Here is a 25,808-nt window from a genome sequence, read left to right as displayed (position 1 = left end):
AGCTCATTGCCTATTTGGATGATAACGAGGCGCAAAAATGAAAAAGACAGCTATCGCAATTGCAGTGGCACTGGCTGGCTTCGCTACCGTAGCGCAGGCCGCCCCTAAAGATGACACCTGGTACACCGGTGCAAAACTGGGCTGGTCTCAGTATCACGACACTGGTTACTACGGTAACGGTTATGCAAACAACGACGGCCCAACTCACGAAAGCCAGCTGGGCGCTGGTGCATTCGGTGGCTATCAGGCTAACCAGTACCTGGGCTTCGAACTGGGTTATGACTGGTTAGGTCGTATGCCTAACAAAGGCAACAACGTAAACGGCGCATTCAAAGCACAGGGCGTTCAGCTGGCTGCTAAACTGAGCTACCCAATCTATGACGATCTGGACGTGTACACTCGTCTGGGCGGCATGGTATGGCGCGCTGACTCCACGCAAAACAACAACGGTGTTCGCATCAGCGATCACGACACCGGTGTTTCTCCGCTGGCAGCCGTTGGTGTTGAATACGCAGTAACCAAAAACTGGGCTACCCGTCTGGATTACCAGTGGGTTAACAACATTGGTGATGCGAACACCGTTGGTGCGCGTCCAGACAACGCCATGCTGAGCGTAGGTGTTTCCTACCGCTTTGGCCAGGACGAAGCTGCTCCAGTAGTAGCGCCGGCTCCGGCTCCAGCTCCAGTTGTTGAAACCAAGCGTTTCACTCTGAAATCAGACGTTCTGTTCACCTTCAACAAGGCAACTCTGAAGCCAGAAGGTCAGCAGGCTCTGGATCAGCTGTACACCCAGCTGAGCTCCCTGGATCCTAAAGACGGCAACGTTGTCGTTCTGGGCTTCACTGACCGTATCGGTTCAGAGCAGTACAACCAGAAACTGTCTGAGAAACGTGCACAGTCTGTTGTTGACTACCTCGTTTCTAAAGGCATCCCTTCTAACAAGATCTCTGCACGTGGCATGGGTGAATCTAACCCAGTTACCGGCAACACCTGTGACAGCGTGAAAGGCCGTAATGCCCTGATCGAATGTCTGGGTCCAGACCGTCGTGTAGAAATTCAGGTTAAAGGCATCAAAGACGTTGTAACTCAGCCACAGGGCTAAGTTTCGCTTTGATAAAAAAACCTCGCTTCGGCGAGGTTTTTTTTGGTCAGGGCATGGAGAAATATTGCCGTAGCCCAGCTAATCTGGCTTACCTAAAATAGCCTGCAAATCCTGTTTCAGGGAAGACATCTGACTGGCATACTGCTCTTTACGCTCGGCATCTTCAATGAGCTGAACAATCGTTTCCGATAAGGTACTGTGTCGGCGCTGCGCAAGACCGGCCAGACGTTGCCAAACCAGATATTCCAAATCGATCGATTTTTTTCGCGTATGCTGATGTTCCGCATTGAAATGGCGCTTACGTCGAGCACGAATCGTTTGCTTCATGCGGTTTTCAAGAGCAGGATTCATGTGCTGGCTAATCCACTGCACCACCTCAACCGGCCGATTCTCTATTGCCAGCAGTTCCCCAACAGCAACCTCCGCAGCGCTGCGCTCGGGATAACGCGTGATCGCCTCACCTTCCCGGTGCTTTTTTACGAGGTATTTCCATTTCCACCCGCTTTCCAGATTTTCCAGTTGCTGATATTTCATCGGGATCTCATGCCGCTCACATAACTTATTTAGAATAACAGCTTTTTTATCGGTGCCGCACAGAAAACGGGGCTTATCTCATAAACTCTGTTACAGAGTGCAGGGTAATGCATGTCTGCGGTGCTTAACAGGCTGAAATCTTGTATAATGCCGCATTTACTCCTTTGAAGAATAATACGATAACTTTGACCAACAACCGACTTGAATGGCGTGCCCTGCAGCCCGATACCGACAGCATTCAGCCCTTTTTTTCACAGGTTCCTGAAGACGATTTCAATTTTTCTGCAGTACAGTCGAGGCTGTACAGCGGCCTGAGTTTATTGCTGGATACGCCAGCTAAAACCCCGCTAATGCTGGTAAAAATGCCAGAAAACGTGGAATACCAGGCGTTACTGCAAGAAGTGATGTCCGGCATCGATGACAGTGAAGACGTCACGCTCTACGGTGGTCATTATCTGATTGACGGCGCATCGATTAGCTGGCGACCTGCCACATCGTTGCAGGACAATTTTGCCAGCGAGGGCGGTATCCATCGCGCTGACTGGATTGAAACTGAACAGCTTTTTGGTTGTTTCCGTCAGTTTAATAACGTTATAACGCTGGAGCCTGGTCTGGTTCACAAAGCTAACGGCGGGACGCTGATCCTTTCGCTGCGAGCTTTGCTGGCCCAACCACTCCTGTGGCTACGTTTAAAGAAAATCCTGACGACTCAACGCTTCGAGTGGCACTCTCAGGATGATACGCGACCGCTGCCGGTTGCTATTCCGCCTATGCCGCTGCAACTTCGCCTGATATTAACGGGTGAACGCGATGCGCTGGCAGATTTTCAGGAAATGGAGCCGGAACTCGCTTCGCTGGTGCTCTATTCAGAGTATGAAGATAACATCCAGATTGTTGATGGCGACGCTTTCAGCCTGTGGGTTAAGTGGATACGCACTATCGCAGCCGCGGAGGGTCATGGCGAGATTGCCGAAGACTTTTGGCCAGTACTGATCCGTGAAGCGGTGCGTTACACCGGCGATCAGGATACGCTGCCGCTCTGCCCTGCATGGATAGCCCGCCAGTTGCAAGAGGCGTCCATGTACAGTCCTGATGAGGCGATCGGCGGTGAACATCTGCAAACCGCACTGGAAACGCGCGAATGGCGTGAAGGTTTCCTTGCCGAGCGCGTACGGGACCAAATCCTGCTTGAACAGATCTTAATTGAGACTGAAGGCGAGATGGTTGGGCAAATTAATGCCCTGTCGGTAATTGAATTTCCGGGTCATCCGCGCGCCTTTGGAGAACCTTCAAGAATTAGCTGCGTCGTTCACGTCGGCGACGGCGAGTTTCATGACGTTGAGCGCAAGGCCGAACTTGGCGGCAACATCCATGCTAAAGGCATGATGATTATGCAGGCGTGGTTGATTGCAGAACTTGAATTAGAGCAGCAGCTTCCCTTCTCGGCGTCATTAGTGTTTGAGCAATCTTATTCTGAAGTAGACGGTGACAGCGCCTCTCTTGCGGAGCTTTGCGCACTGATTAGCGCGCTGTCAGGTCAACCAATTACTCAACAAATTGCTGTCACCGGCTCGGTTGATCAGTTTGGTCGCGTACAACCGGTAGGCGGCCTTAACGAAAAAATTGAAGGCTTCTTCCATATTTGTCATCAGCGCGAGCTTAACGGTAAACAGGGCGTTATTATTCCTGTAGCCAACGTTCGCCATCTTTCGTTACAGCAGGAAGTGGTGGATGCCGTACGAGAAGGTACCTTCCATATCTGGGCGGTGGAAAGCGTTGAAGAGGCCCTTCCGCTTCTGACTGGCGCAGAGTGGGATAAAGAAGAAGGTTCCTGTTTGCTACGATCAATACAGGAACGCATTACGCAAATTACTCAGCAGGACGGGCGCCAGCGTGCCTGGCCGCTGCGCTGGTTAAACTGGTTCAACCAGCGCTGATCGGACTTGTTCAGCTTACAGCTGTAAGCTAACCTTCGTGATTCATTAAAATAAGGCTTATTGAGAACATGGTAGATAAACGCGAATCCTATACAAAAGAAGACCTGATTGCTTCCGGTCGTGGTGAACTTTTCGGCGCTGAAGGCCCACCGTTGCCATCTGGTAATATGCTGATGATGGACCGCGTAGTGAAAATGACCGAAGACGGCGGCAATTATGGTAAAGGCTTCGTGGAAGCTGAACTGGATATCAATCCAGACCTGTGGTTCTTTGGCTGTCATTTTATCGGCGATCCGGTTATGCCGGGCTGTCTGGGTCTGGATGCGATGTGGCAGCTGGTTGGATTCTACCTCGGCTGGTTAGGCGCTGAAGGTAAAGGCCGTGCGCTGGGCGTGGGCGAAGTGAAATTTACCGGTCAGGTTTTGCCTGACGCGAAAAAAGTTTCCTACCGCATTCATTTTAAGCGCGTAATTAACCGTAAGCTGGTGATGGGCGTGGCAGATGGTGAAGTGCTGGTAGACGGCCATGTTATTTATAACGCTACCGATCTGAAAGTCGGTCTGTTTAAAGATACGACCGCTTTCTAAGTCGCTAAAACAGAAACCTCCGCTGCGGCGGAGGTCCTCGTCCTTTTTTACACTGAACAATCGGGTTACGCAGTAACCGTCCTGTCCTCCATAGCTTGTCGCCAACCTCCCAACCAGTGAGACCTCGCGTCTATCATTTGATAGGGACACATCTCTTTGGGACGCCCGGTAATACCGGCCTGATAACCTCGTGAATGTGCCCGTTCGAGCCGATCTCGTTTCTGTCTCTTCATCATGCCTGTAATCCCCTCTTCAGGTCAGGTGGAATCTGGTGGAAAGAAATCAGTGAGTGCATACGCAATCACAATTTAGTTCTAACGCCATTTGACATTAATTTCAATGCGCAAAATTCACGCCAATGTCATAAAAATGCATAAGCACCTTCACGATGCATTCTCTGAATTCACCCGAGGAATTTTGATAAGCTGCTGTAAAAGCATAAAAAAAGCCCCGATTACGCATAAATCTGAATTGCGATAATCAAGGGCTTAGCGGATAGATTAATTTTCCTTAATTATTACTGCGGACGGCGTTGGCCATCTGCTGGGCTTCCTGCTGCCACCCCTGAGCCAGCGTTTTGACCAGCGCATCATAGCCGTCCTCTTTCTGTGGGATATCCAGCGCAAAAGAACGCTTCAGGATTTGTCCCTGATGTTCCAGTACCCAGTCACCACTCAGAACGGCATGACCATCATAGCGTCCGTGAAAGCCCGTAACGTTTACGGTGAGCGTATCTTGCTGCTGCCCCAGCGGCGAAGCAGAGACCAACCAGCCCGGCAACGCCTCGCTGAGATTAGCCACTAAGGTCTGCTGTAGCTGTTGATCCAGCGGGCTGGCCCAGAGATTATTACTGGCAATCACATATTTCACTTCACTGGCCTGATACACCAGGCCGTTACCGGCCAGATAGTCAGGCACGGAAACATGCTGCACAAACACCGAAGGACGCAGCGCGTTGGCACTGCTGCTTGCTACCGTGCTTTTCGCAGCTGAAGGTAGTTGATAATAGGTCGTCTCAGGCGTGCTACTACAGGCGCTCAGCGCCAGCGCCAGGGCAACGGGGATCCATTTCATCATTATTTCGCCCTCTTCGGCTGTGGGTCCTGTCCGGGTTTCGCTTCAAACACCAGCGCATTACTTTTGGCATTCAGCGTTTTCAGGACCGGCTGAAGCTCCCGTAATACCTGATCCAGACGTTGCATATCGCCAACCAGTTTACTGTAAGCAGGCGCGCCAGGCTGGAAGCCCTTCATGCTGTTATTCAGCTCGCGTAGCGTTTTCTGCATATCCTGCGGCAGCTCTTTCATCGACTGGCTACCGGTAATCTGATTAATGTTATCCAACGTTTTTTGCAGCTCCCGAATAGTACGCTGACTCTCTTTCAGCGTGCCGGTTGCCTGATTAATCATTGGATTCAGCGGCAGATTATTAATTTTATCCAGCGTATCCATTAGCTTCTGCTGAATCTGCGCCAGACCCCCGCTTGTCGTCGGGATAAGCTCATAGCCAGCAAACGATGTAGGGCCGGTAACGGGCTTCGCATTTTCATTGAAGTCCAGATCGATATAAAGCGAACCGGTGAGCAGGTTAGCTGACTTCAGCGACGCTCTTAAACCGGCCTTAATACCGTCTTTCAGATGCTGTTCGATATCAAAGTCTTTGCCCAGCATGCTCTGGAAACGATCGGGCTCAATGCGGATCAGCACAGGAATACGATAATCGTTACCCAGCTGCTGTCTGACTTTGGTCGATTTAAACGGCACCTCTGCAACGGTTCCCAGACGGATGCCACGGAACTCAACCGGTGCGCCGGGTTGCAGGCCACGAATTGAATCGCTGAAGAACATCAGGAAGTCTCTGTGCACGGTGTAGAGGGAATCCTGGATGCTGCGCTGATCGTCAAACAGTTTATATTCAGATTTGTTGTCGGCGATTTTCCCGAGTTCCCAGCCGTCCGGCACGTCAAAACTGACGCCGCCACTAAATAGCGTGGTCAGTGAACCCATTTCCACACGCATTCCTGAGGCCGACATATCCACTGCGATACCGCTGTCTTTCCAGAAGCGAACGTTGGTGGTCACCAGACGATCGTAAGGCGCAGCAACAAACAGCTGATACGTCATCATGCGTTTATCCGCATCGAAATGACTGGTCTCCACTGAACCCACCCGGTAGCCACGGAACAGTACCGGATCGCCGGGATTCAGCTGGCCGGCTTTCGCGCTGTCGAGGGTAATCCTGATGCCTTTAGCATCCGGCGGGGCAAGAGGAGGCGCATCCAGCAGCTTATATTGCTCCGGCTTGTCACCTTTATTGCCCGGTTGCAGCTCAATATAGGCGCCAGAAAGCAAGGTGCCCAGTCCGGTCACGCCTTCGCGGCCGATAGTCGGTTTAACCACCCAGAATGCGCTGTCGCCTTTGAGCAGCTTTTCCATCCCGGAATTCAGGCGAGCGGTGATTTCAACATGATGCAGGTCATCGGTCAGCACCGCGCTTTCGACCACGCCAACATCGACGCTGCGGCTTTTAATCGCCGTTTTTCCGCCCTCAATGCCTTCAGCATTGGTGGTGATCAGCGTAACCAGCGGCCCCTGATGGCTGAAGTGATAATAAAGGATCCATGCACCGATCAATAAGGTGACAATGGGGATGATCCAGACGGGTGACCAGCGTTTGATTTGATCAACCTTCGCTACGCCGTGATTATTTTCCTGCAATGCTCGGCTCCTCAATACTGTTTTCACGTACACGATCCCAGGTCAAACGAGGGTCAAAGACCATGGCAGCAAACATCGTCAGGATGACTACCAGAGCGAAAAGCAACGCCCCCGTCGCGGGATAAATACTCATCAATTGCCCCATCCGCACCAGTGCAGAAAGTACCGCAATCACAAATACGTCAATCATTGACCAGCGGCCAACAAATTCCACTACTTCATAAATTTTGTGCATTTTTTCGCTGTCGTGATGCGGTGTGCCTTTGCCATTGGCATCCCAACATAACCAGCCTATGGCCAGCATTTTCAACGAAGGCACCATGATACTGGCAATAAAAATGACCAGCGCAATGGGATATGATCCCTCGCTCCACAGTAAAACTACACCAGCCATAATCGTTGACGTCATCTTCGTCCCCAGCGATTCGGTAATCATGATTGGCATCACATTAGCGGGGATATAGAGCAATATGGAGGTCATCAGCAGCGCCAGCGTCCATTGCAGGCTGTTTTTGCGACGGACGTGGCCACCTGTACCACAGCGTGGGCAGGTAAACCGATCGGCTGAAAGAATGGCGGTGCAGCAACTACAGGAGCGCATACCCTGTCGAAGCCCACTGATTGCCGGCACCGGTTTGGCCGGCAACTCCGGAACCGGGGCTATTCGCTGCCACATCCAGCGCCTGTCCACACATTGAAAAGCGCGAACCTGTAACAGACAAAACAGGCACCACGGAATGAAACTGGTGCCGATGCCGACATCGCCATAGGCCATCAGCTTGACGAAGCTCACCAGAACGCCAGCAAGAAAAATCTCTGCCATTCCCCAGCTTTTAATTTGAAACAAAATACGTGCCATTACGCGTTTCAGCGGTAACGGGATTCTGACGGGATTCACCAACAGCAAGATCGCTACCATGCAGACGGCAGGCACGGCCTGCACGAACAGCATAAACAGCGTTGCCAGGCTATTGTAGTCCTCAGAAACCATCACCTGAGGGATCCGCATCAGGGTTATTTCACTGCTCAGCCCAGCCACATGCATATTGACGAAGGGAAACAGATTAGCCAGAACCAGCATAAACAACGCGGCAAGCGCATAGCCGGTTGGCCGCTTGCGCGGCTCATCCCAGTTAACCACCAGCGTGGTTTCGCAGCGCGGGCAGCTGGCTTTGCTGCCCGGCTTTAGTTCCGGTAACTGTGTCATCAGGTCACACTGCGGGCAGAGCATCCACTTGTCGGCCTGGTGCGATGAACACATACATTACCTCATGGTTTTAACCGTTTTTCAGCGATTCCAGATATTCCCAGCGCTCAAACGCCACTTCCAGCTCCTGCTCGGCGCTGGCTAAGGCATCCAGGACCGGTTGCGTCACGTCATGAGGCTGATTAAAGAAGCTGGCATCCGCCACTTTAGCCTGCAATGCAGCCAGCTGTGCTTCCAGCTGCTCCATTTTCTGCGGCAGCTGTTCCAGTTCCCGTTGCAGGTTATAACTCATTTTAGCGGCGGGACGTTTTGCCGGTTCGTTTTTTACGGTTTCCTGACGTTGCGATGCTGGCGTATTTTGCGCCGCACTACGGGTATGCTTGTAAGCCGTCCGTTGCAGCTGGGCATCGTGATAACCGCCAACAAAGGCACCGATTTCACCCTGACCTTCAAAGATCCAACATTCGGTTACGGTGTTATCAACAAACTGACGATCGTGGCTGACCAGCAGTACCGTGCCCTGATAGCCGTCGATCAGCTCCTCCAGCAGCTCCAGCGTTTCAACGTCCAGATCGTTGGTCGGTTCATCGAGGATCAGCAAGTTGCTGGGCTTCAGGAACAGACGCGCCAGCAGCAGGCGGTTACGTTCTCCGCCAGACAGCGCTCGCACCGGCGTCATCGCGCGTTTAGGATGGAACAGGAAATCCTGGAGATAACCCAGAACGTGACGCGGCTTGCCGTTAACCATCACTTCCTGTTTGCCTTCCGCGAGGTTGTCCATCACCGTCCGATCGGGATCCAGTTCGGTGCGGTGCTGATCGAAATAAGCCACTTCAAGTTTGGTACCAATATGTACACGACCGCTGTCCGGTTTCAGCTGATCCAACATCAGTTTCAGCAGCGTGGACTTGCCGCAGCCGTTCGGGCCAATTAGCGCAATTTTATCGCCGCGCTGTACCTGGCGGGAGAAACCTTTTACCAGCTGCTTGCCTGCAACGCCGTAGCTAACGTCTTCCAGCTCAAAGACGATCTTACCGGAGCGGCTCGCCTCTTCTACCTGCATATTGGCTTTGCCCATCACTTCACGACGCTCGGCACGCTCGTTACGCAACGCTTTCAGCGCGCGCACACGTCCTTCGTTACGGGTACGCCGAGCCTTGATGCCCTGACGGATCCAGACTTCTTCCTGCGCCAGCTTGCGGTCAAACTCTGCATTCTGCATCTCTTCCACGCGCAGCGCTTCTTCTTTGCCCAGCAGGAACTGATCGTAATCGCCCGGCCAGGAGACCAGCTTGCCGCGATCCAGGTCGACAATGCGCGTCGCCATATTGCGAATAAACGAACGGTCGTGCGAGATAAAGATAATGCTGCCCTGGAACGTTTTCAGGAACGTTTCCAGCCAGTCGATAGTTTCGATATCCAGGTGGTTAGTTGGCTCATCCAGCATTAAAACGCGTGGATTGCTGACCAGCGCACGGCCCAGCGCCGCTTTACGCAGCCAGCCGCCGGAAAGCGAGGAAAGTGGCGCATCACCGTCCAGGCCAATCTGTTTCAGCACGTCCTGAATACGCGTTTCCAGCTGCCAGAGGTTCTGATGATCGAGAATGCTTTGCAGCCTTCCCATCTCGTTCAGGTTCTTGTCGCTCGGGTCGCTCATGACCAGATGCGAGATGGCGTGATAGGCCTTCAGGTACTCGGCCTGCTCGTTAACACCTTCGGCAACAAAATCATAAACCGAGCCTTTCACATTCCGCGGCGGATCCTGTTGCAGACGCGCAATGACCAGGTCCTGCTCATAAATGATGCGGCCGTCATCCAGCGGCTGCTCGCGGTTGATGATTTTCATCAGCGTGGATTTGCCTGCGCCGTTACGGCCAACCAGACAGACGCGCTCGTTTTCTTCGATATGCAGTTCGGTGTTATCCAGCAGCGGTGCATCGCTGAAGGAGAGGTAAGCACCATGAATACTGATCAGTGACATAAAAACTTATTCCTTACCGGCGTGAGTAATCAGCCAGCAGTTATGAATTTGACGGTTGCGGGCAAAATCCTGCGACTGGGTTTTGGCGGTGATTTCCTGCGCAGCAAGATTCAGCTCAGCCAGCCCGTCGTGGTCCATTTTGAAGCCGCGTTTGTTGTTGGAGAACATCACGGTGCCGCCTTTACGCAGCAGCCTTTTCAGATCTTTCATCAACAATAAATGATCGCGCTGCACGTCAAAACTCTCTTCCATACGTTTGGAGTTTGAGAACGTTGGCGGATCGATAAAGATCAGATCGAACTGCTCGTCGGAGTCACGCAGCCAGCTCAGGCAGTCGGCCTGCATCAGGCGGTGTTGACGTCCGGTCAATCCGTTCAGGCGCAGGTTACGCTCGGCCCATTCCAGATAGGTGCGGGACATATCTACAGTCGTGGTACTGCGCGCGCCGCCGAGGCCTGCGTGAACGCTGGCGCTGCCGGTATAAGCAAACAGGTTAAGGAAATCTTTTCCTTTGCTCATCTGACCCAGCATTTTGCGGGCAACCCGGTGATCGAGGAACAGACCGGTATCGAGATAGTCAGTCAGGTTCACCCACAGCTTTGCGTTAAATTCGGAAACTTCAAAGAAGTCGCCCTTCTCGCCCAGCTTCTGATACTGGCTTTTGCCTTTCTGACGCTCGCGGGTTTTCATGACCAGCTTGTTTGCTGGCAGATCCAGCACGCTGAGCGTGGCGGAAATCACGTCGAACAGGCGCTGACGGGCTTTGGTTGGGTCGATGGTTTTTGGCGGCGCGTATTCCTGCACCACGACCCACTCGCCATAACGATCGACCGCGACATTATAATCCGGCAGATCGGCGTCATAAATACGGTAGCATTCGATGCCTTCCTGACGCGCCCATTTCTCCAGCTTCTTCAAGTTTTTACGCAGGCGGTTAGCGTAGTCTTCAGCGATCTGCCCAGCCGGGTTTGGCGAAGCGCTGACCGCCAGCTGGTAGTTTTTCTGCACGCAGTCCAGCGGACCATTTTTGGCTTTGAACTGGCGCTCTGCACGCAGTTGCAGGCAGCTCAACAGTTCTGGTGACGCGCTGAACAGCGACAGGTTCCAGCCGCCGAAGTGATTCTTCATAATACGGCCGAGCTGGCTGTGCAGAGCAATCAGCGCGGGTTCGCTTTCCAGACGCTCACCGTAAGGCGGGTTGCTCAGCACGGTGCCCACCGGCCCTTCAGGCAGTGGATTAGTCAGTTTCAGCACGTCCTGTACGGTGAAACCGATAATGTCCGCCAGGCCTGCGCGACGGGCGTTGGCACGCGCACGTTCAATCACGCGGGAATCGTTATCGTAGCCAAAGAAACGTGAAGTCGTTTCCTGCACGCCCCGGCGAGCACGAACTTGTGCTTCGCTGGTCACTTCACGCCACAGCACGTCATCAAATTTATTCCAGCCGGTAAAGCCCCAGTGGGTGCGATGCAGGCCAGGCGCACGATCGCTGGCAATCATCGCCGCTTCGATCAGCAAGGTTCCTGAACCGCACATCGGATCCACCAGCGGCGTACCCGCTTGCCAGCCGGAACGCAGCACGATTGCCGCGGCCAGGTTCTCTTTTAAAGGTGCCTGGCCAGTCTGCTGGCGATAGCCGCGCTGATGCAGACCTTCTCCGCTCAGATCAAGCGCAATGCTCGCGGTGTCTTTATTCAGCCAGACGTTAACGCGAATATCGGGCTGCTCGCGATCCACATCCGGGCGCGGCAGGTTTTTACGCGTGAAGCTGTCCACGATGGCGTCTTTGACTTTCAGCGCACCGTACTGGCTGTTGCGAATCACTTCATTCAGGCCGCTGAAATGCACGGCAAAGGTTTTATCGCTGCCGAACATGGCCGGCCAGTCGATCGCCTGCACGCCCAGATAGAGATCCAGGTCGCTATAGACGCCACACTCGGTCAGCGGCAGCAGGATGCGGGAAGCCAGACGGCTCCACATCAGGCTCTGGTACATCAGACGATCGTCACCCTGATAATGTACGCCGCCCTGGACAACCTGGCAGGCTTGCGCCCCCATCGCTTCCAGTTCACTTTTTAACAGCTCTTCGAGCCCACGCGCCGTACTGGCAAACAGAGAATTCATACCGTCACTTATCGTCTTCAGAAAATTGCTGCGCATTATAGCTAATCGCAGGCACATGTCATAAAGTTAGCTTCTTTTCGTCAGCTCCCCCGGCAGTTTTTCGCGCTGGCATCCCTTTTTCTGCCCGGAGATCTTATGATCGGCCTGTCTCGTCTGTTTATTCACCCGGTAAAATCCATGCGCGGCACCCAGGTTTCCCATGCTCAGGTGCTGGCAAGCGGTCTGGCTTTCGATCGCGTGTTTATGCTGACTGACCCGGACGGGACATTTATCACTGCCCGCCAGTATCCTGAAATGGTGCTTTTCACCCCCGCGCTGACTCCTGAAGGTTTGTATCTGGCCGCGCCGGACGGCAGCAGCGCGACAATTTGCTTTGCCGATTTTGCCAACGTTGCTGCGCCAACAGAAATCTGGGGCAATAGTTTCACCTCATCGATCGCTCCTGACGCTATTAATGAATGGCTGAGCGGCTTTTTTCCTCGCGCCGTGCAGCTACGCTGGGTTGGCCCGGAAATGACCCGCCGGGTAAAACGGTTTCAGCAGGTGCCGCTGGGATTCGCCGATGGCTTCCCTTTTCTGCTGGTTAATGAAGCGTCCCTTCAGGATTTACGCCAGCGCTGTCCGGCAGGGGTCAAACTGGAACAGTTCAGGCCCAACCTGGTGGTAACCGGCGCAACGCCCTGGGCGGAAGACAGCTGGTCCCGGGTCAAGATCGGCAGCGTTGAATTTGATGTCCCCAAACCGTGCAGCCGCTGTATTTTTACGACCGTCAGTCCCGAGCGCGGCCGAAAACATCCCACTGGCGAACCTCTGAGCACGCTGCAAAAATTTCGTACCGCAGCGGATGGCAGCGGAGATGTCGATTTTGGTTTGAATCTTATCGCCCGCAACAGCGGGATTCTGCGGGTGGGCGATGAGCTTGAGGTGTTGGAAACAAGCGCACCACGTGCCTATGGCGCGGGCGTGATTGCTGAAGCATTAGAAGTGGTTAATGAGGCGGCCGAGAGCGTGACGATCTGTTGGCAGGGAGAAACATTCCGCGGCAACAATCAACAGGTGTTGCTGGAGCAGTTGGAAATGCAGGGTTATCGCATTCCCTACTCATGCCGCGCCGGAATTTGTGGCAGTTGCCGCGTCAGGCTGGAAGCGGGCCAGGTTCGCGCTATGAAAAAAGGGGCGGTTCGTGAGGATCAATCCATCCTGACCTGCAGCTGCATTCCCACAGGCAATATCGTCATTAGCCAGCGATGACGCCAGCCCAAACGCTGTTACCGGGCGCGGATAACGATTCGGTTACACCGCGCGAGCAAAAGAGAAATGGTACTGCGAAATAGCCGGAAGCAGGCGATCGTTCATCACCTTGATGGCATCGCCAAGCATCATGGTGCGACCTGCCAGCGCCAGTTGCGGCTGCGCCAGCAGACAGAGCGCCGCGCTTTCTCCGGCTTCAACCACCAGCAGCGTCGCTTCTTCGCCGTTTTCACACAGGCGTACCGCTACCATCTCACCCTCAACAGGCGTTTTGTTTTGCAGATGCGTTTCGAAATGCCAGCTTTTGGGCATCAGCGGCTTAAGAAAGCGTTGTGCCACCAGCGCGTTTAATATCAGCTCGGTACGCTGCTCATCGTTCAAATCGCCATTACGGCTGTTCTCTTCAAAGCTGTTAAACAGCGCGGCATCATCAACACAGAATCCCGAAGGCGTGAAGGCATCTGGCGTGAGCATCTTACGCGGGAAGCGTGAGCAGAATAGCGTCCCGTCGGCCATATCCAGCATCATGCGGTCGTTTTCAGCATCGAAAAACCAGCGCCAGCTGTTGTCAGGTTTAATCCTCATAGGGCGTCCTGTAATGAATAAAGGTAAGCACGCTATATGTTGATGACGGCCAACGCCATCACAATAGTCTGAATAATGGGTAAACAGGACAAAATATAAACGAGCCAGAGGCGAAAATAAAGCCCCTGGCTAAGTTAAGTCGGTTTCAGATCAAATTCGTGACAATTTCTTTTATCAAAGGCGGCCCTTTATAAATAAAGCCGGAATATATTTGCACCAGCGACGCGCCAGCGGCCATTTTTTCTCTGGCAGAGACCAGGGAATCTATTCCACCTACGCCAATTATCGGTAGCCGTCCCTGAAGTTCATGTGAAAGTCGGCGAACAATTTCCGTACTGCGCAATTGCAGCGGGCGACCGCTCAGCCCGCCCATTTCATCGCTGTGTTTTAAGCCGTTAACCAGAGAACGGTCCAGCGTTGTATTGGTCGCAATAACACCATCAATGTTGTGCCGCACTAAACTATCCGCGATCTGGATAAGCTCTTCTTCTGTGAGGTCCGGCGCAATTTTTACCGCAACGGGAACATATTTATGATGTAGCTTTTCAAGCTCTTGCTGTTTTTGTTTTATCGCTAACAGCAAATCGTCCAATGCTTCGCCATATTGCAGCGTACGTAATCCAGGCGTATTTGGTGAAGAGATATTAATCGCAATATATCCCGCCCAGGGATAAACCTTTTCCATACAGATTAAATAATCTTCTTTGCCCAGTTCGACCGGCGTATCTTTATTTTTCCCGATATTAATGCCCAGGACACCATCGAAATGCGCTTTTTTTACGTTTTCGACCAAATGGTCTACGCCGAGGTTATTGAAACCCATGCGGTTAATGATCCCTTCCGCCTCCAGAATACGAAACATTCTTGGCTTGTCATTACCCGGCTGCGGGCGTGGCGTTACCGTACCAATTTCAATCGATCCAAAGCCCATTGCGCCAAAGGCATCAATACATTCACCGTTTTTATCCAGTCCTGCGGCCAGGCCAAGGGGATTTTTAAATACCAGCCCCATACAGTTTACCGGTTTGAAAGGCAGCGTTTGACGAGCCAGATGAAGCAGTGGCGTACCGGTTATGCGGTGCAGCTGCTGTAAAGTCAGTTCATGCGCACGTTCAGCATCCAGCTGAAACAGCGCCTTACGGACCAGATTGTACATGTTCGCTCCTGAATGGCCGGCGATACCGGACCCGGGAAAAAGCTAACGGTGGTATCGCAACGATACCTACCCTGAAAATGCGTGCGGTACCCTGACCTTTCCCGCCTTTATTATGGACATGTTGCGGAAGAAGATACGGGTTGAAGACGACGCAGTGACGCTGCAGGCGCGGGGGAAAATGGTAAAGTCGTTTGACCGGAAAGTAAAACGTTTGCGTCCGGTTTCGCTGTTGCATCCTGCTCTTTTTTCACTGTTTCTCCTCAGGCCCGCCTTTCTTATCTAAAAATCGACTTAAATATGCCGGATAAATCATTTAAGCCTCTCTGCACACTCTGTCAGGATAGTTCCATCGGTTTGAAAATAAGCTTAATCAATAACTTTTAGTTATAAGGAGTGGTGATGCGCGTTATTACTTTGGCAGGAAGTCCTCGCTATCCTTCCCGGTCTACAGCCCTGCTGACGCTCTGCCAGCAGGCCCTTGAACAGCGCGGCGTCGAAGTCATACCCTGGAACCTGCATAATTTTCATCCTGAAGATCTGCTTTATGCGCGTTTTGATTCCCCTGCCCTGCTGGCACTGCGGGAGGATTTGGAGAGCGCGGATGGCCTGATCGTGGCAACCCCGGTCTATAAAGCCTCGTTTTCCGGCGCATTGAAAACGCTGCTGGATTTACTGCCCGAGCGCGCACTGGAACATAAAGTGGTGCTGCCGCTGGCGACTGGCGGGACGCTTGCTCATATGCTGGCGGTTGACTATGCCCTCAAGCCGGTTCTGAACGCCCTGAAAGCTCAGGAAGTGCTGCACGGTGTCTTCGCTGACGACAGTCAGATCGCAAACTACGACCGGCAGCCGGAGCTTTCCCCACTCCTGGCGGACCGTATTGCTGAGTCGGTGGAGACGTTTTGGCATGCGCTTGCGCGTCGACACCAGCCACTGGCTACTGCCGTATAAGGAAGAAAGCATGAGTTTGTTTACGCGTTTCGTATCGGCACTGGCAGTCACTGGTTTGTTAATGGGCAGCACTTTTGCTGCCGAACCCGCCGCACCCAAAACTTTCCGTATTGGTTATCAGAAAGGTTCAGTCAGTATGGCGCTGGCCCGTTCCCACCAGCTGCTGGAAAAGCGTTTTCCCGGTACGCAGATCAAATGGGTTGAGTTCCCTGCTGGCCCACAAATGCTGGAAGCCTTAAACGTTAACAGCATTGATTTAGGCAGTACCGGCGATATCCCGCCAATCTTTGCTCAGGCGGCAGGTGCGGATCTGCTGTATGTCGGCTCTGAGCCACCGAAGCCGCAGTCCGAAGTGATTTTGGTACCGGAAAACAGCCCGATTAAAACCGTAGCTGACCTGAAAGGCCATAAGGTCGCCTTCCAGAAAGGCTCCAGTTCACACAATTTACTGCTGCGTGCATTGACGAAAGCTGGCCTGACGTTCAGCGATATCAAACCAACCTATCTGACACCTGCTGACGCGCGTGCAGCCTTCCAGCAGGGCGATGTGGATGCGTGGGCGATTTGGGATCCTTACTACTCCGCCGCGTTGCTTCAAGGCGGCGTCCGGGTGCTGGCAGACGGCAGCGATTTGAACCTGACAGGTTCTTTTTACCTGGCGACCCGCTCGTTTACCGAAGCCAACGGTCCCTTTGTCAATGCGGTATTGGATACCTTTAGCCAGGCCGACGAGCTAACGCGCAGCGATCGCACGCAAAGTATCGCCCTCCTCTCTAAAACCATTGGCCTGCCTGAACCGGTTATTGCCAGTTATCTTGACCACCGGCCGCCAACGATTATTGGCCCGGTAAGTGAGAAAACGGCCAAAGCCCAACAGCATACTGCCGATCTGTTTTATGCCAATCATTTAATGCCGGTAAAAGTCGACGTAGCCAGCCGTATCTGGCACGCCACTTCCGTGACTGAATAAGGAGTGACACGATGAGCCTTTCTGTTTTCTGGTTTCTGCCAACCCACGGTGATGGTCATTATTTAGGGACTGCCGAAGGCGCACGTCCGGTCGATCATGGTTATCTGCAACAAATTGCTCAGGCGGCCGATCGTTTAGGCTTTGGCGGCGTGTTAATTCCAACCGGTCGTTCCTGCGAAGATGCCTGGCTGGTTGCAGCGTCGCTGATCCCGGTTACGCAACGCCTGCGTTTTTTGGTCGCGCTGCGCCCTGGCGTTATCTCCCCTACTCAGGCCGCGCGCCAGGCGGCAACGCTGGATCGCCTCTCTAACGGCCGCGCACTGTTCAACCTGGTAACGGGCGGTGATGCAGAAGAACTGGCCGGTGATGGCGTTTTCCTCGATCACAAAGAACGGTATGATGAATCTGCCGAATTTACCCGCGTATGGCGACGTGTGCTCGAAGGCGAAACGGTTGATTACGAAGGCAAACACGTGCACGTCCGTGGCGCACGTCTGATGTTCAAACCGGTACAACAGCCGCGCCCACCGCTGTGGTTTGGCGGTTCTTCTGAACCCGCGCAGGATCTGGCCGCTGAACAGGTCGACGTTTATCTGACCTGGGGCGAGCCTCCGGCGCAGGTTAAAGAGAAAATTGAACAGGTGCGCTCCAAAGCAGCCGCACAGGGCCGCAAGGTAAAATTCGGCATTCGTTTGCACGTTATCGTGCGTGAAACCAATGAAGAAGCGTGGAAAGCGGCCGATCGTCTGATCTCACATCTGGATGATGCCACCATTGCTAAAGCTCAGGCCGCGCTGGCGAAGACCGATTCCGTTGGCCAGCACCGTATGGCCGCGCTGCACGGGGGTCGCCGCGACAAGCTGGAAATCAGCCCGAATCTGTGGGCAGGCGTTGGCCTGGTGCGCGGTGGTGCGGGTACGGCACTGGTCGGCGATGGCGAAACGGTAGCAGCAAGAATGCAGGAATATGCCGATCTGGGCATTGAAACCTTTATTCTGTCGGGCTATCCGCATCTGGAAGAGGCTTACCGCGTGGGAGAACTGCTGTTCCCGCATCTCGATCTGAACGTGCCGGAAGTGCCCAGGCCGCATGCCATTACCGCGCATGGCGAAGCGGTAGCGCATGACTTCGCGCCACAAAAAGTTTCGCAGAGCTGAGGTCACTATGAAAAAACAACTTAACCGCATCGGAAATCAGCTTATCCCCTGGGCGTTACCTGTCCTGCTGATCGTGGTCTGGCAAATTGCCTCACAAACGGGTTGGCTTTCAACCCGTATCCTGCCGTCGCCGGAAGCCATTGTGGTCACTTTCTGGAATCTTTCCGCCAGCGGTGAGTTGTGGCAGCACCTGGCGATCAGCAGCTGGCGTGCCGCTATTGGTTTCAGTATTGGCGGGTCAATTGGGCTGATTCTGGGACTGATTACCGGTATGTCACGCCTTGGCGAACGCCTGCTGGATACCTCAGTGCAGATGCTGCGTAACGTACCGCACCTGGCGCTCATCCCGCTGGTGATCCTCTGGTTCGGCATTGACGAATCCGCCAAGATTTTCCTGGTGGCGCTGGGGACGCTGTTCCCGATTTATCTCAATACTTATCACGGCATCCGCAATATCGATCGCGGACTGGTAGAAATGGCGCGCAGCTATGGTCTTTCCGGCTGGAGCCTGTTTATTCAGGTAGTGCTGCCGGGAGCGCTGCCTTCCATTATGGTCGGCGTACGTTTTGCACTGGGTTTGATGTGGCTGACGCTGATTGTTGCAGAAACCATTTCCGCGAATTCAGGTATTGGCTATCTGGCAATGAACGCTCGCGAATTCTTACAAACGGATGTGGTGGTAGTCGCCATTATCCTTTATGCCCTGCTCGGTAAACTGGCTGACGTCAGCGCGCTGTTACTCGAACGCGTCTGGCTGCGCTGGCACCCGGCTTATCAACTGAAAGAGGAAAATGCATGAGTGAAGTAAAAACCGCTCCGGCGCGTCTCAATGCCGGCACGCCTCTGGTGATTAACGGCGTCAGCAAGCAGTATAACGGCAGGACAGTACTGAATAACATCGATCTGCATATCCCTTCCGGCCAGTTTGTGGCGGTGGTGGGACGCAGCGGCTGCGGCAAAAGTACGCTTCTCCGCCTGCTGGCCGGGCTGGAAAAGACCTCAACCGGTGAGCTACTGGCCGGAAGCGCATCGCTGAGTGAAGCAAGAGACGATACCCGCCTGATGTTCCAGGATGCACGTTTGCTGCCCTGGAAAAGTATTATCGATAACGTCGGTCTGGGCTTAAAAGGCAAAGCCTGGAAAACCGCGGCGCTGGAAGCGCTTGAAGCGGTCGGCCTGGCTGACCGGGCGAAAGAGTGGCCGGCGGCGCTTTCCGGTGGTCAGAAACAGCGTGTCGCGCTGGCGCGTGCGCTGATCCACCGTCCGGGCCTGCTGTTGCTTGATGAACCCTTAGGCGCGCTGGATGCACTAACCCGCATTGAGATGCAGGATTTAATTGAATCTCTCTGGCAACGCCATCATTTCACCGTGCTGCTGGTGACGCACGATGTGAGCGAAGCCGTCGCCATGGCCGATCGCGTCCTGTTAATTGAAGAAGGTCAGATTGGACTGGATTTAACGATTGATTTGCCGCGTCCGCGCCGTAAAGGTTCAGTGCGCCTGGCCGAGCTGGAAGCGGAAGTGCTGGATCGCGTGATGAAGCGCTCGCCGGTAGAAGTGGAAAAGCGTTACGCTCAACGATAGTTTTTTCCTTATAAAATGGCCCAACGCCTCATCAGCGCCGGGCCATTTTTATGGCTAACGGTTAGTTATTTAGGGCTTTAGCGATCTTCTCATACAGATCGCCGGAGAGGTTCTCCAGCCCTTTTAACTGCTCCAGCGCGCTGCGCATCAATGCCTGACGGTCGGCATCATAGCGTTTCAGGCGGATCAGCGGCTCAATCATTCGCGCGGCTACCTGAGGATTACGCGTATTCAAATCCGTCAGGATTTCCACCAGGAACTGATAGCCGCTGCCGTCTTTCGCGTGGAAAGCCGCAGGATTGCCAGACGCGAATGCGCCAACCAGTGAGCGGATGCGGTTTGGATTACTCAGGGTAAACGAGCGATGGCTTAACAGCGCCCGTACACGGCTAAGCACGTCGTCCGCCGGGCTTGTCGCCTGGAGGCTAAACCACTTATCCATCACCAGTCCGTCCCGATGCCAGCGCTCGTCGAACTCAGTTAACAGTTCATCACGGCAAGGCAACTGTGCCGCGACAGAAGCCACCATCGCCGCCAGCGAATCGGTCATGTTGTTGGCCTTGTTAAACTGGGAAACAATCAGTTTTTCCGCCAGCTTAGCGTCGCCAAATGCCAGATAGGTCAGGCAAACGTTTTTCAATGCACGCTTGCCGATATCCGCATGATCGATGCGATATTCCGTGCTGTGATGCGCGTGATAAACCGCCAGCCACTCATCAGCCAGTTCTGTCGCCAGCGTGCGCAGCAGCGACTCCCTGACTTCTGCAATCGCTTCCGGATCGATAACATCAAACAGCTCGGCTATTTCATTCTCCGTCGGCAATGTCAGGATCAGCGCCATCAACGCGGGATCGCTGTTCTCTTCCAGCAGCACCGCGCGGAAGGCATCCGCCACGTGCAGCGGCAGAGAGAGCGGCTGCCCCTGCTGGTAACGCGCCACGTTGAGTTTGATGTAGGTAGCAAGCAGACTCTGAGCGGCGTCCCAGCGAGAAAAATCATTGCGGGCATAACGCATCAGGAAGGTCAGCTGAGCATCACTCCAGTTGTAATCCAGCTTCACTGGCGCAGAGAATTCACGCAGCAAAGAAGGCACCGGCTGGAAGTAAACGTTATCGAAAACGAAGCTCTGGAACTCTTCCGTCACGTTCAGCACGTGATGCACAGGATGACCGTTGTGCTGCAAAGGAATCACGTTGCCTTCGCCGTCGTAAAGCTCGATATCAAGCGGAATATGCAGCGGCAGCTTTTGCTTTTGGTCGGCAGTCGGCGGCGTCATTTGCGTGACGTGCAGCGTATATTGTTCCAGCTCAGGATTGTAATCATCCCGGATTGAGAGCACTGGCGTGCCCGACTGGCTGTACCAGCGGCGGAACTGTGAGAGATCGACATTAGAGGCATCTTCCATCGCCTGAACAAAATCATCACAGGTTGCCGCACTGCCGTCGTGACGCTCGAAGTAGAGCTGAATGCCTTTCTGGAAGTTTTCTTCGCCTAACAGCGTGTGCATCATGCGGATCACTTCCGAACCCTTTTCATACACGGTCAGGGTGTAGAAGTTATTCATTTCGATAACTTGTTCAGGACGGATTGGATGCGCCATCGGGCTGGCATCTTCCGCAAACTGCGCGCCACGCATAATGCGTACGTTATCAATACGGTTAACCGCGCGGGAACCCAAATCAGAGCTGAACTCCTGATCGCGGAAAACGGTCAAACCTTCTTTCAGGCTTAACTGGAACCAGTCGCGGCAGGTGACGCGGTTACCGGTCCAGTTATGGAAATATTCATGACCAATTACAGCTTCAATGCCGAGATAGTCTTTGTCCGTCGCGGTTTCCGCTTTAGCCAGCACGTATTTGGCGTTAAAGACGTTCAGGCCTTTGTTTTCCATTGCGCCCATGTTGAAGAAATCAACGGCGACGATCATGAAAATGTCCAGGTCGTATTCCAGCCCGAAGCGTTCTTCATCCCACTTCATGCTGTTTTTCAACGAGGTCATGGCCCAGTCAGCGCGATCGAGATTGCCGCGATCGACAAATATCTCCAGCGCCACATCGCGGCCTGAACGCGTTTTGAAACTGTCGCGTAATACATCAAAATCGCCTGCGACCAGCGCGAACAGATAGCAAGGTTTCGGGAAGGGATCTTCCCATTTGGTCCAGTGACGGCCATCTCCCACCTCGCCGCCATCGATCCGGTTGCCGTTCGACAACAGATAGGGATAGAGATGCTTTTCTGCGATCAGCGTCGTCGTAAAACGGGCGAGCACGTCGGGCCGATCGAGATACCAGGTAATATGGCGGAAACCTTCAGCTTCACACTGCGTGCACAGCGCTTCGCCAGACTTATACAGCCCTTCCAGCGCGGTGTTCTTGTCCGGATGAATATCGTTGACGATCTTCAACGAGAAAGTTTCCGGTAAATTGGTCAGGGTAAGCGCCCCGTCTTCCAGCTGATAATGCGACCACGCCTGGCCATCCACTTCCAGAGAAACCAGCGTCAGGTCGCCGCCGTCGAGACGCAACGGCGCGCCGGGGTTTCCTAAGCGCTTTACCCGGCTCTCAGCCGTGACTCGGGTGGTGGCGGCATCAAGGACAAAGGTGAGGTCAATATCGGTAATAGTATAATCCGGCGCACGATAATCATGGCGATGCTTGGCTTGCGGCAATTGCGTCATAAGTCCTTCTCACGTCGATAATTAGTTAACCGTTTCAAGTCTATTCCTGTTGTCGTGATGTTGCCACGGAGAATGCGGTTCTGCGGTGAATAATGCGGTTAAAATATACATTCCATTAACAAGCGCACAGATTGCCCTCGACCTGCCCTGCTGAATTGTGCTGTGATCGGGTTCAATAAATGAGTATTCAAGTTATACTCCTGCGTCTTTTCCTTTTTTTTAACCAGGGATAACGCTCTTCGCCAGAGGATGCTGAAACGCACCATGACACGACATGCTTCCCCGATACTGACCACATTGCTGGACACCGATGCCTACAAGTTGCATATGCAACAGGCGGTATTTCATCGTTATCAGAAGGTTTCCGTCGTAGCGGAGTTTCGCTGCCGGGGTGACGATCTTCTCGGCATCTACGCTGATGAAATTTCGAGTCAGATTAGTATGATGCAGTCGCTGGCGCTCACCAGCGAAGAAGCTGAATACCTTTCCGGGCTGCCCTTTTTTACGCCGGATTACCTCCAGTGGCTACGGCAATTCCGTTACGACCCCTCTCAGGTCCGCGTGCGTAATCATCAGGGCAAGCTCGATATCCGTATTGCCGGCCCCTGGCTGGAAGTGATTCTGTGGGAAGTCCCTCTGCTGGCGCTGATCAGTGAAGTGGTTCACCGCCATCGCTCGCCAACCGTGCAGCCAGAGATGGCCGTCGAACGATTGCAAAGCAAGCTGGCTGGTTTCAGCACGCTGACCAACGATTTAGATATGTCACGCTTTAAGCTGATGGATTTTGGGACGCGCCGCCGTTTTTCACGCGATGTGCAGATGGCGATTGTCAGCACGCTGAAAGCAGATTTTCCGTGGCTGGTTGGTTCCAGCAATTATGATGTTGCCCGTCAGTTACAGCTGGCACCGGTGGGGACTCAGGCTCACGAATGGTTCCAGGCACATCAACAAATCAGCCCGGTGTTGGCGAACAGCCAGCGCGCAGCGCTTCAGGCATGGCTGGAGGAATATCCTGACAGCCTGGGCATTGCCCTGACTGACTGTATCACCATGGACGCTTTCCTGCGTGATTTCGGCCAGCACTTCGCCAGCAGCTATCAGGGTTTGCGCCATGATTCGGGCGATCCGGTTGAATGGGGGGAAAAAGCTATCGCCCATTACCAAAAGCTGGGCATTGATCCCCAAAGCAAGACGCTGGTCTTTTCCGATAATCTTGATTTGGATAAAGCGCTCGACCTCTATCGCCACTTTGGACAGCGTGCCAACGTCATCTTTGGTATCGGTACGCGTCTGACCTGCGATATCCCTCAGGTCAAGCCGCTTAATATCGTGATCAAGCTGGTGGAATGTAACGGCAAGCCGGTTGCTAAACTCTCCGACAGCCCTGGCAAAACAATTTGTCAGGATAAAGCTTTCGTCCGCGCTTTGCGAAAAGCCTTTGATTTGCCGCTGGTGAAAAAAGCCAGCTAGTGAATAGCTCAGGGAGAAGAGGCGCCCCCCTCTTCTCCTCTCTTCCGCTTTGACGCAATAAATCTCCCTCATTACAACGAATTCTGCTTGTGTCTCGTCCGTCGGCAAGTAACATAGCCATACCCCGATTTTCGGGGATATTTCTAATTCTGATGAAAAGAGAGACTTTATATGAGCGTTGTGCCTGTAGCGGATTTACTGCACGGCCGGGTCGCGGTTGACAGCGAAGTCACCGTTCGCGGTTGGGTACGTACCCGAAGAGATTCAAAAGCCGGTATTTCCTTTATCGCCGTATATGACGGCTCCTGCTTTAATCCCGTCCAGGCTGTCGTCAATAATTCTCTGAATAATTATCAGGAAGAAGTGCTGCGTCTGACTACCGGCTGTTCCGTGATGATTACCGGTAAAGTGGTTGAATCTCCGGGCGAAGGCCAGAGCTTCGAGATTCAGGCCACGGCCGTTGAAGTTGTCGGCTGGGTTGACGATCCTGATACCTATCCAATGGCTGCCAAGCGTCACAGCATTGAATACCTGCGTGAAGTGGCTCACCTGCGCCCGCGCACCAACCTGATTGGTGCTGTTGCTCGCGTTCGTCACACGCTGGCTCAGGCGCTGCATCGTTTCTTTGATGAGCAAGGCTTTTTCTGGGTTTCCACACCGCTGATTACCGCCTCCGATACCGAAGGTGCTGGCGAAATGTTCCGCGTTTCTACGCTGGATATGGAAAACCTGCCGCGCACGCCGGAAGGCAAAGTCAATTATGACGAAGACTTTTTTGGCAAAGAAGCCTTCCTGACCGTTTCCGGTCAGCTGAACGGCGAAACCTATGCCAGCGCAATTTCTAAAATCTATACCTTTGGCCCCACCTTCCGTGCGGAAAACTCAAATACCAGCCGCCATCTGGCCGAATTCTGGATGCTTGAACCGGAAGTCGCCTTTGCCGATCTGGAAGATAATGCCGCATTAGCGGAAGCGATGCTGAAGTATGTGTTCAAAGCCGTTCTGGAAGAGCGTGCTGACGATATGGCCTTCTTCGCTGAGCGCGTAGACAAAGAAGCCATTTCACGCCTTGAGCAATTTGTAACCACAGACTTTGCTCAGGTGGATTACACCGAAGCCGTCGAAATTCTGAAAGCCTGTGGCGAAAAGTTTGAAAATGCGGTTTCCTGGGGCATCGATCTCTCTTCTGAACACGAGCGTTATCTGGCAGAGAAACACTTCAAAGCGCCGGTGGTTGTTAAAAACTATCCAAAAGACATCAAGGCCTTTTACATGCGCCTGAACGACGATGGTAAAACCGTGGCTGCTATGGATGTTCTCGCGCCTGGCATTGGTGAAATCATCGGCGGTTCACAGCGTGAAGAGCGTCTGGATGTATTGGATGCGCGACTGGCTGAAATGGGTCTGAATAAAGAAGATTATTGGTGGTATCGCGATCTGCGTCGCTATGGCACAGTCCCTCATTCAGGATTTGGCTTAGGGTTCGAACGCCTGATTGCTTATGTTACTGGCGTGCAAAATGTTCGTGACGTGATTGCATTCCCAAGAACACCGCGTAATGCCAGCTTCTGATTTTCGGCATTAAATATAAGAAATTCATATATATAACAAAGGTCAGCCTCGCTGGCCTTTTTTTATTTTTGTAAATTATGAGATGCTTCACAAAGTTCCCTGTATTTTACATTTTGAAATACATATTTTCCTCCTGTAACCAGAATAGGAGATTAGTAGCATTTTCGGAGTAGATTAACCGACCGCTGAATGGAAAGATGCGTGCAGACACAGGAAGACACCAAACTCGGTTCAGGGTTCTGTAAA

General features: G+C 53.2%; 21 protein-coding genes. 11 read left to right on the top strand and 10 right to left on the bottom strand.

The window, feature by feature from the left end; translation table 11 throughout:
• The first annotated feature begins 37 nt into the window (after positions 1-37).
• Positions 38-1,102 (top strand): porin OmpA, encoded by a 1,065-nt coding sequence (gene ompA / locus AAGQ96_RS07310; RefSeq protein ID WP_147196702.1) that lies wholly within the window; start codon positions 38-40, stop codon positions 1,100-1,102.
• A 78-nt stretch (positions 1,103-1,180) separates the two neighbouring features.
• Here ompA and matP read toward each other — a convergent pair whose 3' ends face one another.
• Positions 1,181-1,636 carry a macrodomain Ter protein MatP gene (matP, locus tag AAGQ96_RS07305; RefSeq protein WP_147196700.1) on the bottom strand — a complete coding sequence of 152 codons (456 nt, stop codon included), beginning with the start codon at positions 1,634-1,636 and terminating at the stop codon, positions 1,181-1,183.
• Between the two features lie 185 nt (positions 1,637-1,821).
• Here matP and AAGQ96_RS07300 point away from each other — a divergent pair, with 185 nt between their 5' ends.
• A complete protein-coding gene (locus AAGQ96_RS07300; RefSeq protein ID WP_342755167.1) occupies positions 1,822-3,573 on the top strand; it encodes a Lon protease family protein in 1,752 nt (583 codons plus the stop codon).
• A 68-nt stretch (positions 3,574-3,641) separates the two neighbouring features.
• Positions 3,642-4,160 (top strand): bifunctional 3-hydroxydecanoyl-ACP dehydratase/trans-2-decenoyl-ACP isomerase, encoded by a 519-nt coding sequence (fabA, locus tag AAGQ96_RS07295; protein ID WP_147196695.1) that lies wholly within the window; start codon positions 3,642-3,644, stop codon positions 4,158-4,160.
• A gap of 65 nt (positions 4,161-4,225) precedes the next feature.
• Here the strand turns inward: fabA and rmf are convergent, their stop codons facing one another.
• The 6 genes from rmf to rlmKL form a co-directional block, all read right to left on the bottom strand.
• A complete protein-coding gene (gene rmf / locus AAGQ96_RS07290) occupies positions 4,226-4,393 on the bottom strand; it encodes a ribosome modulation factor (RefSeq protein ID WP_125288886.1) in 168 nt (55 codons plus the stop codon).
• A gap of 277 nt (positions 4,394-4,670) precedes the next feature.
• The gene (gene pqiC, locus AAGQ96_RS07285; protein WP_342755166.1) at positions 4,671-5,237 is read right to left on the bottom strand and encodes a membrane integrity-associated transporter subunit PqiC; all 567 of its coding nucleotides are present in this window, start codon (positions 5,235-5,237) and stop codon (positions 4,671-4,673) included.
• The gene (gene pqiB, locus AAGQ96_RS07280) at positions 5,237-6,877 is read right to left on the bottom strand and encodes an intermembrane transport protein PqiB (protein WP_147196690.1); all 1,641 of its coding nucleotides are present in this window, start codon (positions 6,875-6,877) and stop codon (positions 5,237-5,239) included. Before pqiB ends, pqiC begins: the two co-directional genes overlap by 1 nt.
• Positions 6,864-8,138, bottom strand: coding sequence for a membrane integrity-associated transporter subunit PqiA (gene pqiA, locus AAGQ96_RS07275; RefSeq protein WP_147196688.1), 1,275 nt, complete (start codon positions 8,136-8,138; stop codon positions 6,864-6,866). The genes pqiB and pqiA overlap by 14 nt, the downstream gene beginning before the upstream one ends.
• A 16-nt stretch (positions 8,139-8,154) precedes the next feature.
• Positions 8,155-10,065 carry an ABC transporter ATP-binding protein gene (locus tag AAGQ96_RS07270; protein ID WP_147196686.1) on the bottom strand — a complete coding sequence of 637 codons (1,911 nt, stop codon included), beginning with the start codon at positions 10,063-10,065 and terminating at the stop codon, positions 8,155-8,157.
• Between the two features lie 6 nt (positions 10,066-10,071).
• Positions 10,072-12,189: a bifunctional 23S rRNA (guanine(2069)-N(7))-methyltransferase RlmK/23S rRNA (guanine(2445)-N(2))-methyltransferase RlmL gene (gene rlmKL / locus AAGQ96_RS07265; protein WP_342755165.1), complete on the bottom strand. Its 2,118-nt coding sequence runs from the start codon at positions 12,187-12,189 to the stop codon at positions 10,072-10,074.
• Between the two features lie 135 nt (positions 12,190-12,324).
• Here rlmKL and AAGQ96_RS07260 point away from each other — a divergent pair, with 135 nt between their 5' ends.
• Positions 12,325-13,440 carry a YcbX family protein gene (locus tag AAGQ96_RS07260; RefSeq protein ID WP_342755164.1) on the top strand — a complete coding sequence of 372 codons (1,116 nt, stop codon included), beginning with the start codon at positions 12,325-12,327 and terminating at the stop codon, positions 13,438-13,440.
• Positions 13,441-13,482: 42 nt separating this feature from the next.
• Here the strand turns inward: AAGQ96_RS07260 and AAGQ96_RS07255 are convergent, their stop codons facing one another.
• Together AAGQ96_RS07255 and pyrD are read right to left on the bottom strand one after the other, a co-directional pair.
• Complete coding sequence (locus AAGQ96_RS07255; protein WP_147196680.1) at positions 13,483-14,025, bottom strand: cell division protein ZapC; 543 nt, start codon at positions 14,023-14,025, stop codon at positions 13,483-13,485.
• Between the two features lie 145 nt (positions 14,026-14,170).
• On the bottom strand, positions 14,171-15,181 hold the full coding sequence (gene pyrD / locus AAGQ96_RS07250; RefSeq protein ID WP_147196678.1) for a quinone-dependent dihydroorotate dehydrogenase: 1,011 nt from the start codon (positions 15,179-15,181) through the stop codon (positions 14,171-14,173).
• Between the two features lie 399 nt (positions 15,182-15,580).
• Between pyrD and ssuE the strand changes: the two genes are divergently transcribed.
• From ssuE to ssuB, 5 genes are read left to right on the top strand one after another with little or no spacing between them, the layout of a single operon-like run.
• Positions 15,581-16,132 carry an NADPH-dependent FMN reductase gene (gene ssuE / locus AAGQ96_RS07245; RefSeq protein WP_342755163.1) on the top strand — a complete coding sequence of 184 codons (552 nt, stop codon included), beginning with the start codon at positions 15,581-15,583 and terminating at the stop codon, positions 16,130-16,132.
• A 10-nt stretch (positions 16,133-16,142) separates the two neighbouring features.
• Complete coding sequence (locus AAGQ96_RS07240) at positions 16,143-17,102, top strand: sulfonate ABC transporter substrate-binding protein (RefSeq protein ID WP_342755162.1); 960 nt, start codon at positions 16,143-16,145, stop codon at positions 17,100-17,102.
• Between the two features lie 11 nt (positions 17,103-17,113).
• Complete coding sequence (ssuD, locus tag AAGQ96_RS07235) at positions 17,114-18,259, top strand: FMNH2-dependent alkanesulfonate monooxygenase (protein WP_147196672.1); 1,146 nt, start codon at positions 17,114-17,116, stop codon at positions 18,257-18,259.
• A gap of 7 nt (positions 18,260-18,266) precedes the next feature.
• Complete coding sequence (gene ssuC, locus AAGQ96_RS07230; protein WP_147196669.1) at positions 18,267-19,058, top strand: aliphatic sulfonate ABC transporter permease SsuC; 792 nt, start codon at positions 18,267-18,269, stop codon at positions 19,056-19,058.
• Complete coding sequence (gene ssuB / locus AAGQ96_RS07225; RefSeq protein WP_147196667.1) at positions 19,055-19,843, top strand: aliphatic sulfonates ABC transporter ATP-binding protein; 789 nt, start codon at positions 19,055-19,057, stop codon at positions 19,841-19,843. Before ssuC ends, ssuB begins: the two co-directional genes overlap by 4 nt.
• A 61-nt stretch (positions 19,844-19,904) precedes the next feature.
• Here the strand turns inward: ssuB and pepN are convergent, their stop codons facing one another.
• Positions 19,905-22,520 (bottom strand): aminopeptidase N, encoded by a 2,616-nt coding sequence (gene pepN, locus AAGQ96_RS07220; protein WP_342755161.1) that lies wholly within the window; start codon positions 22,518-22,520, stop codon positions 19,905-19,907.
• Positions 22,521-22,784: 264 nt separating this feature from the next.
• Here pepN and pncB point away from each other — a divergent pair, with 264 nt between their 5' ends.
• Entirely contained in the window at positions 22,785-23,990 is a 1,206-nt protein-coding gene (gene pncB, locus AAGQ96_RS07215) for a nicotinate phosphoribosyltransferase (RefSeq protein WP_147196663.1), read from the top strand.
• A 171-nt stretch (positions 23,991-24,161) separates the two neighbouring features.
• A complete protein-coding gene (gene asnS, locus AAGQ96_RS07210; RefSeq protein WP_147196661.1) occupies positions 24,162-25,562 on the top strand; it encodes an asparagine--tRNA ligase in 1,401 nt (466 codons plus the stop codon).
• The last annotated feature ends 246 nt before the right edge of the window (positions 25,563-25,808 follow it).

The sequence above is a fragment of the Pantoea sp. MBD-2R genome (genome assembly GCF_039134845.1).
Taxonomy (GTDB): domain Bacteria; phylum Pseudomonadota; class Gammaproteobacteria; order Enterobacterales; family Enterobacteriaceae; genus Erwinia.
Note: the sequence above shows the minus strand (reverse complement) of the source record. Positions and strands in the feature narration are given on the sequence as shown.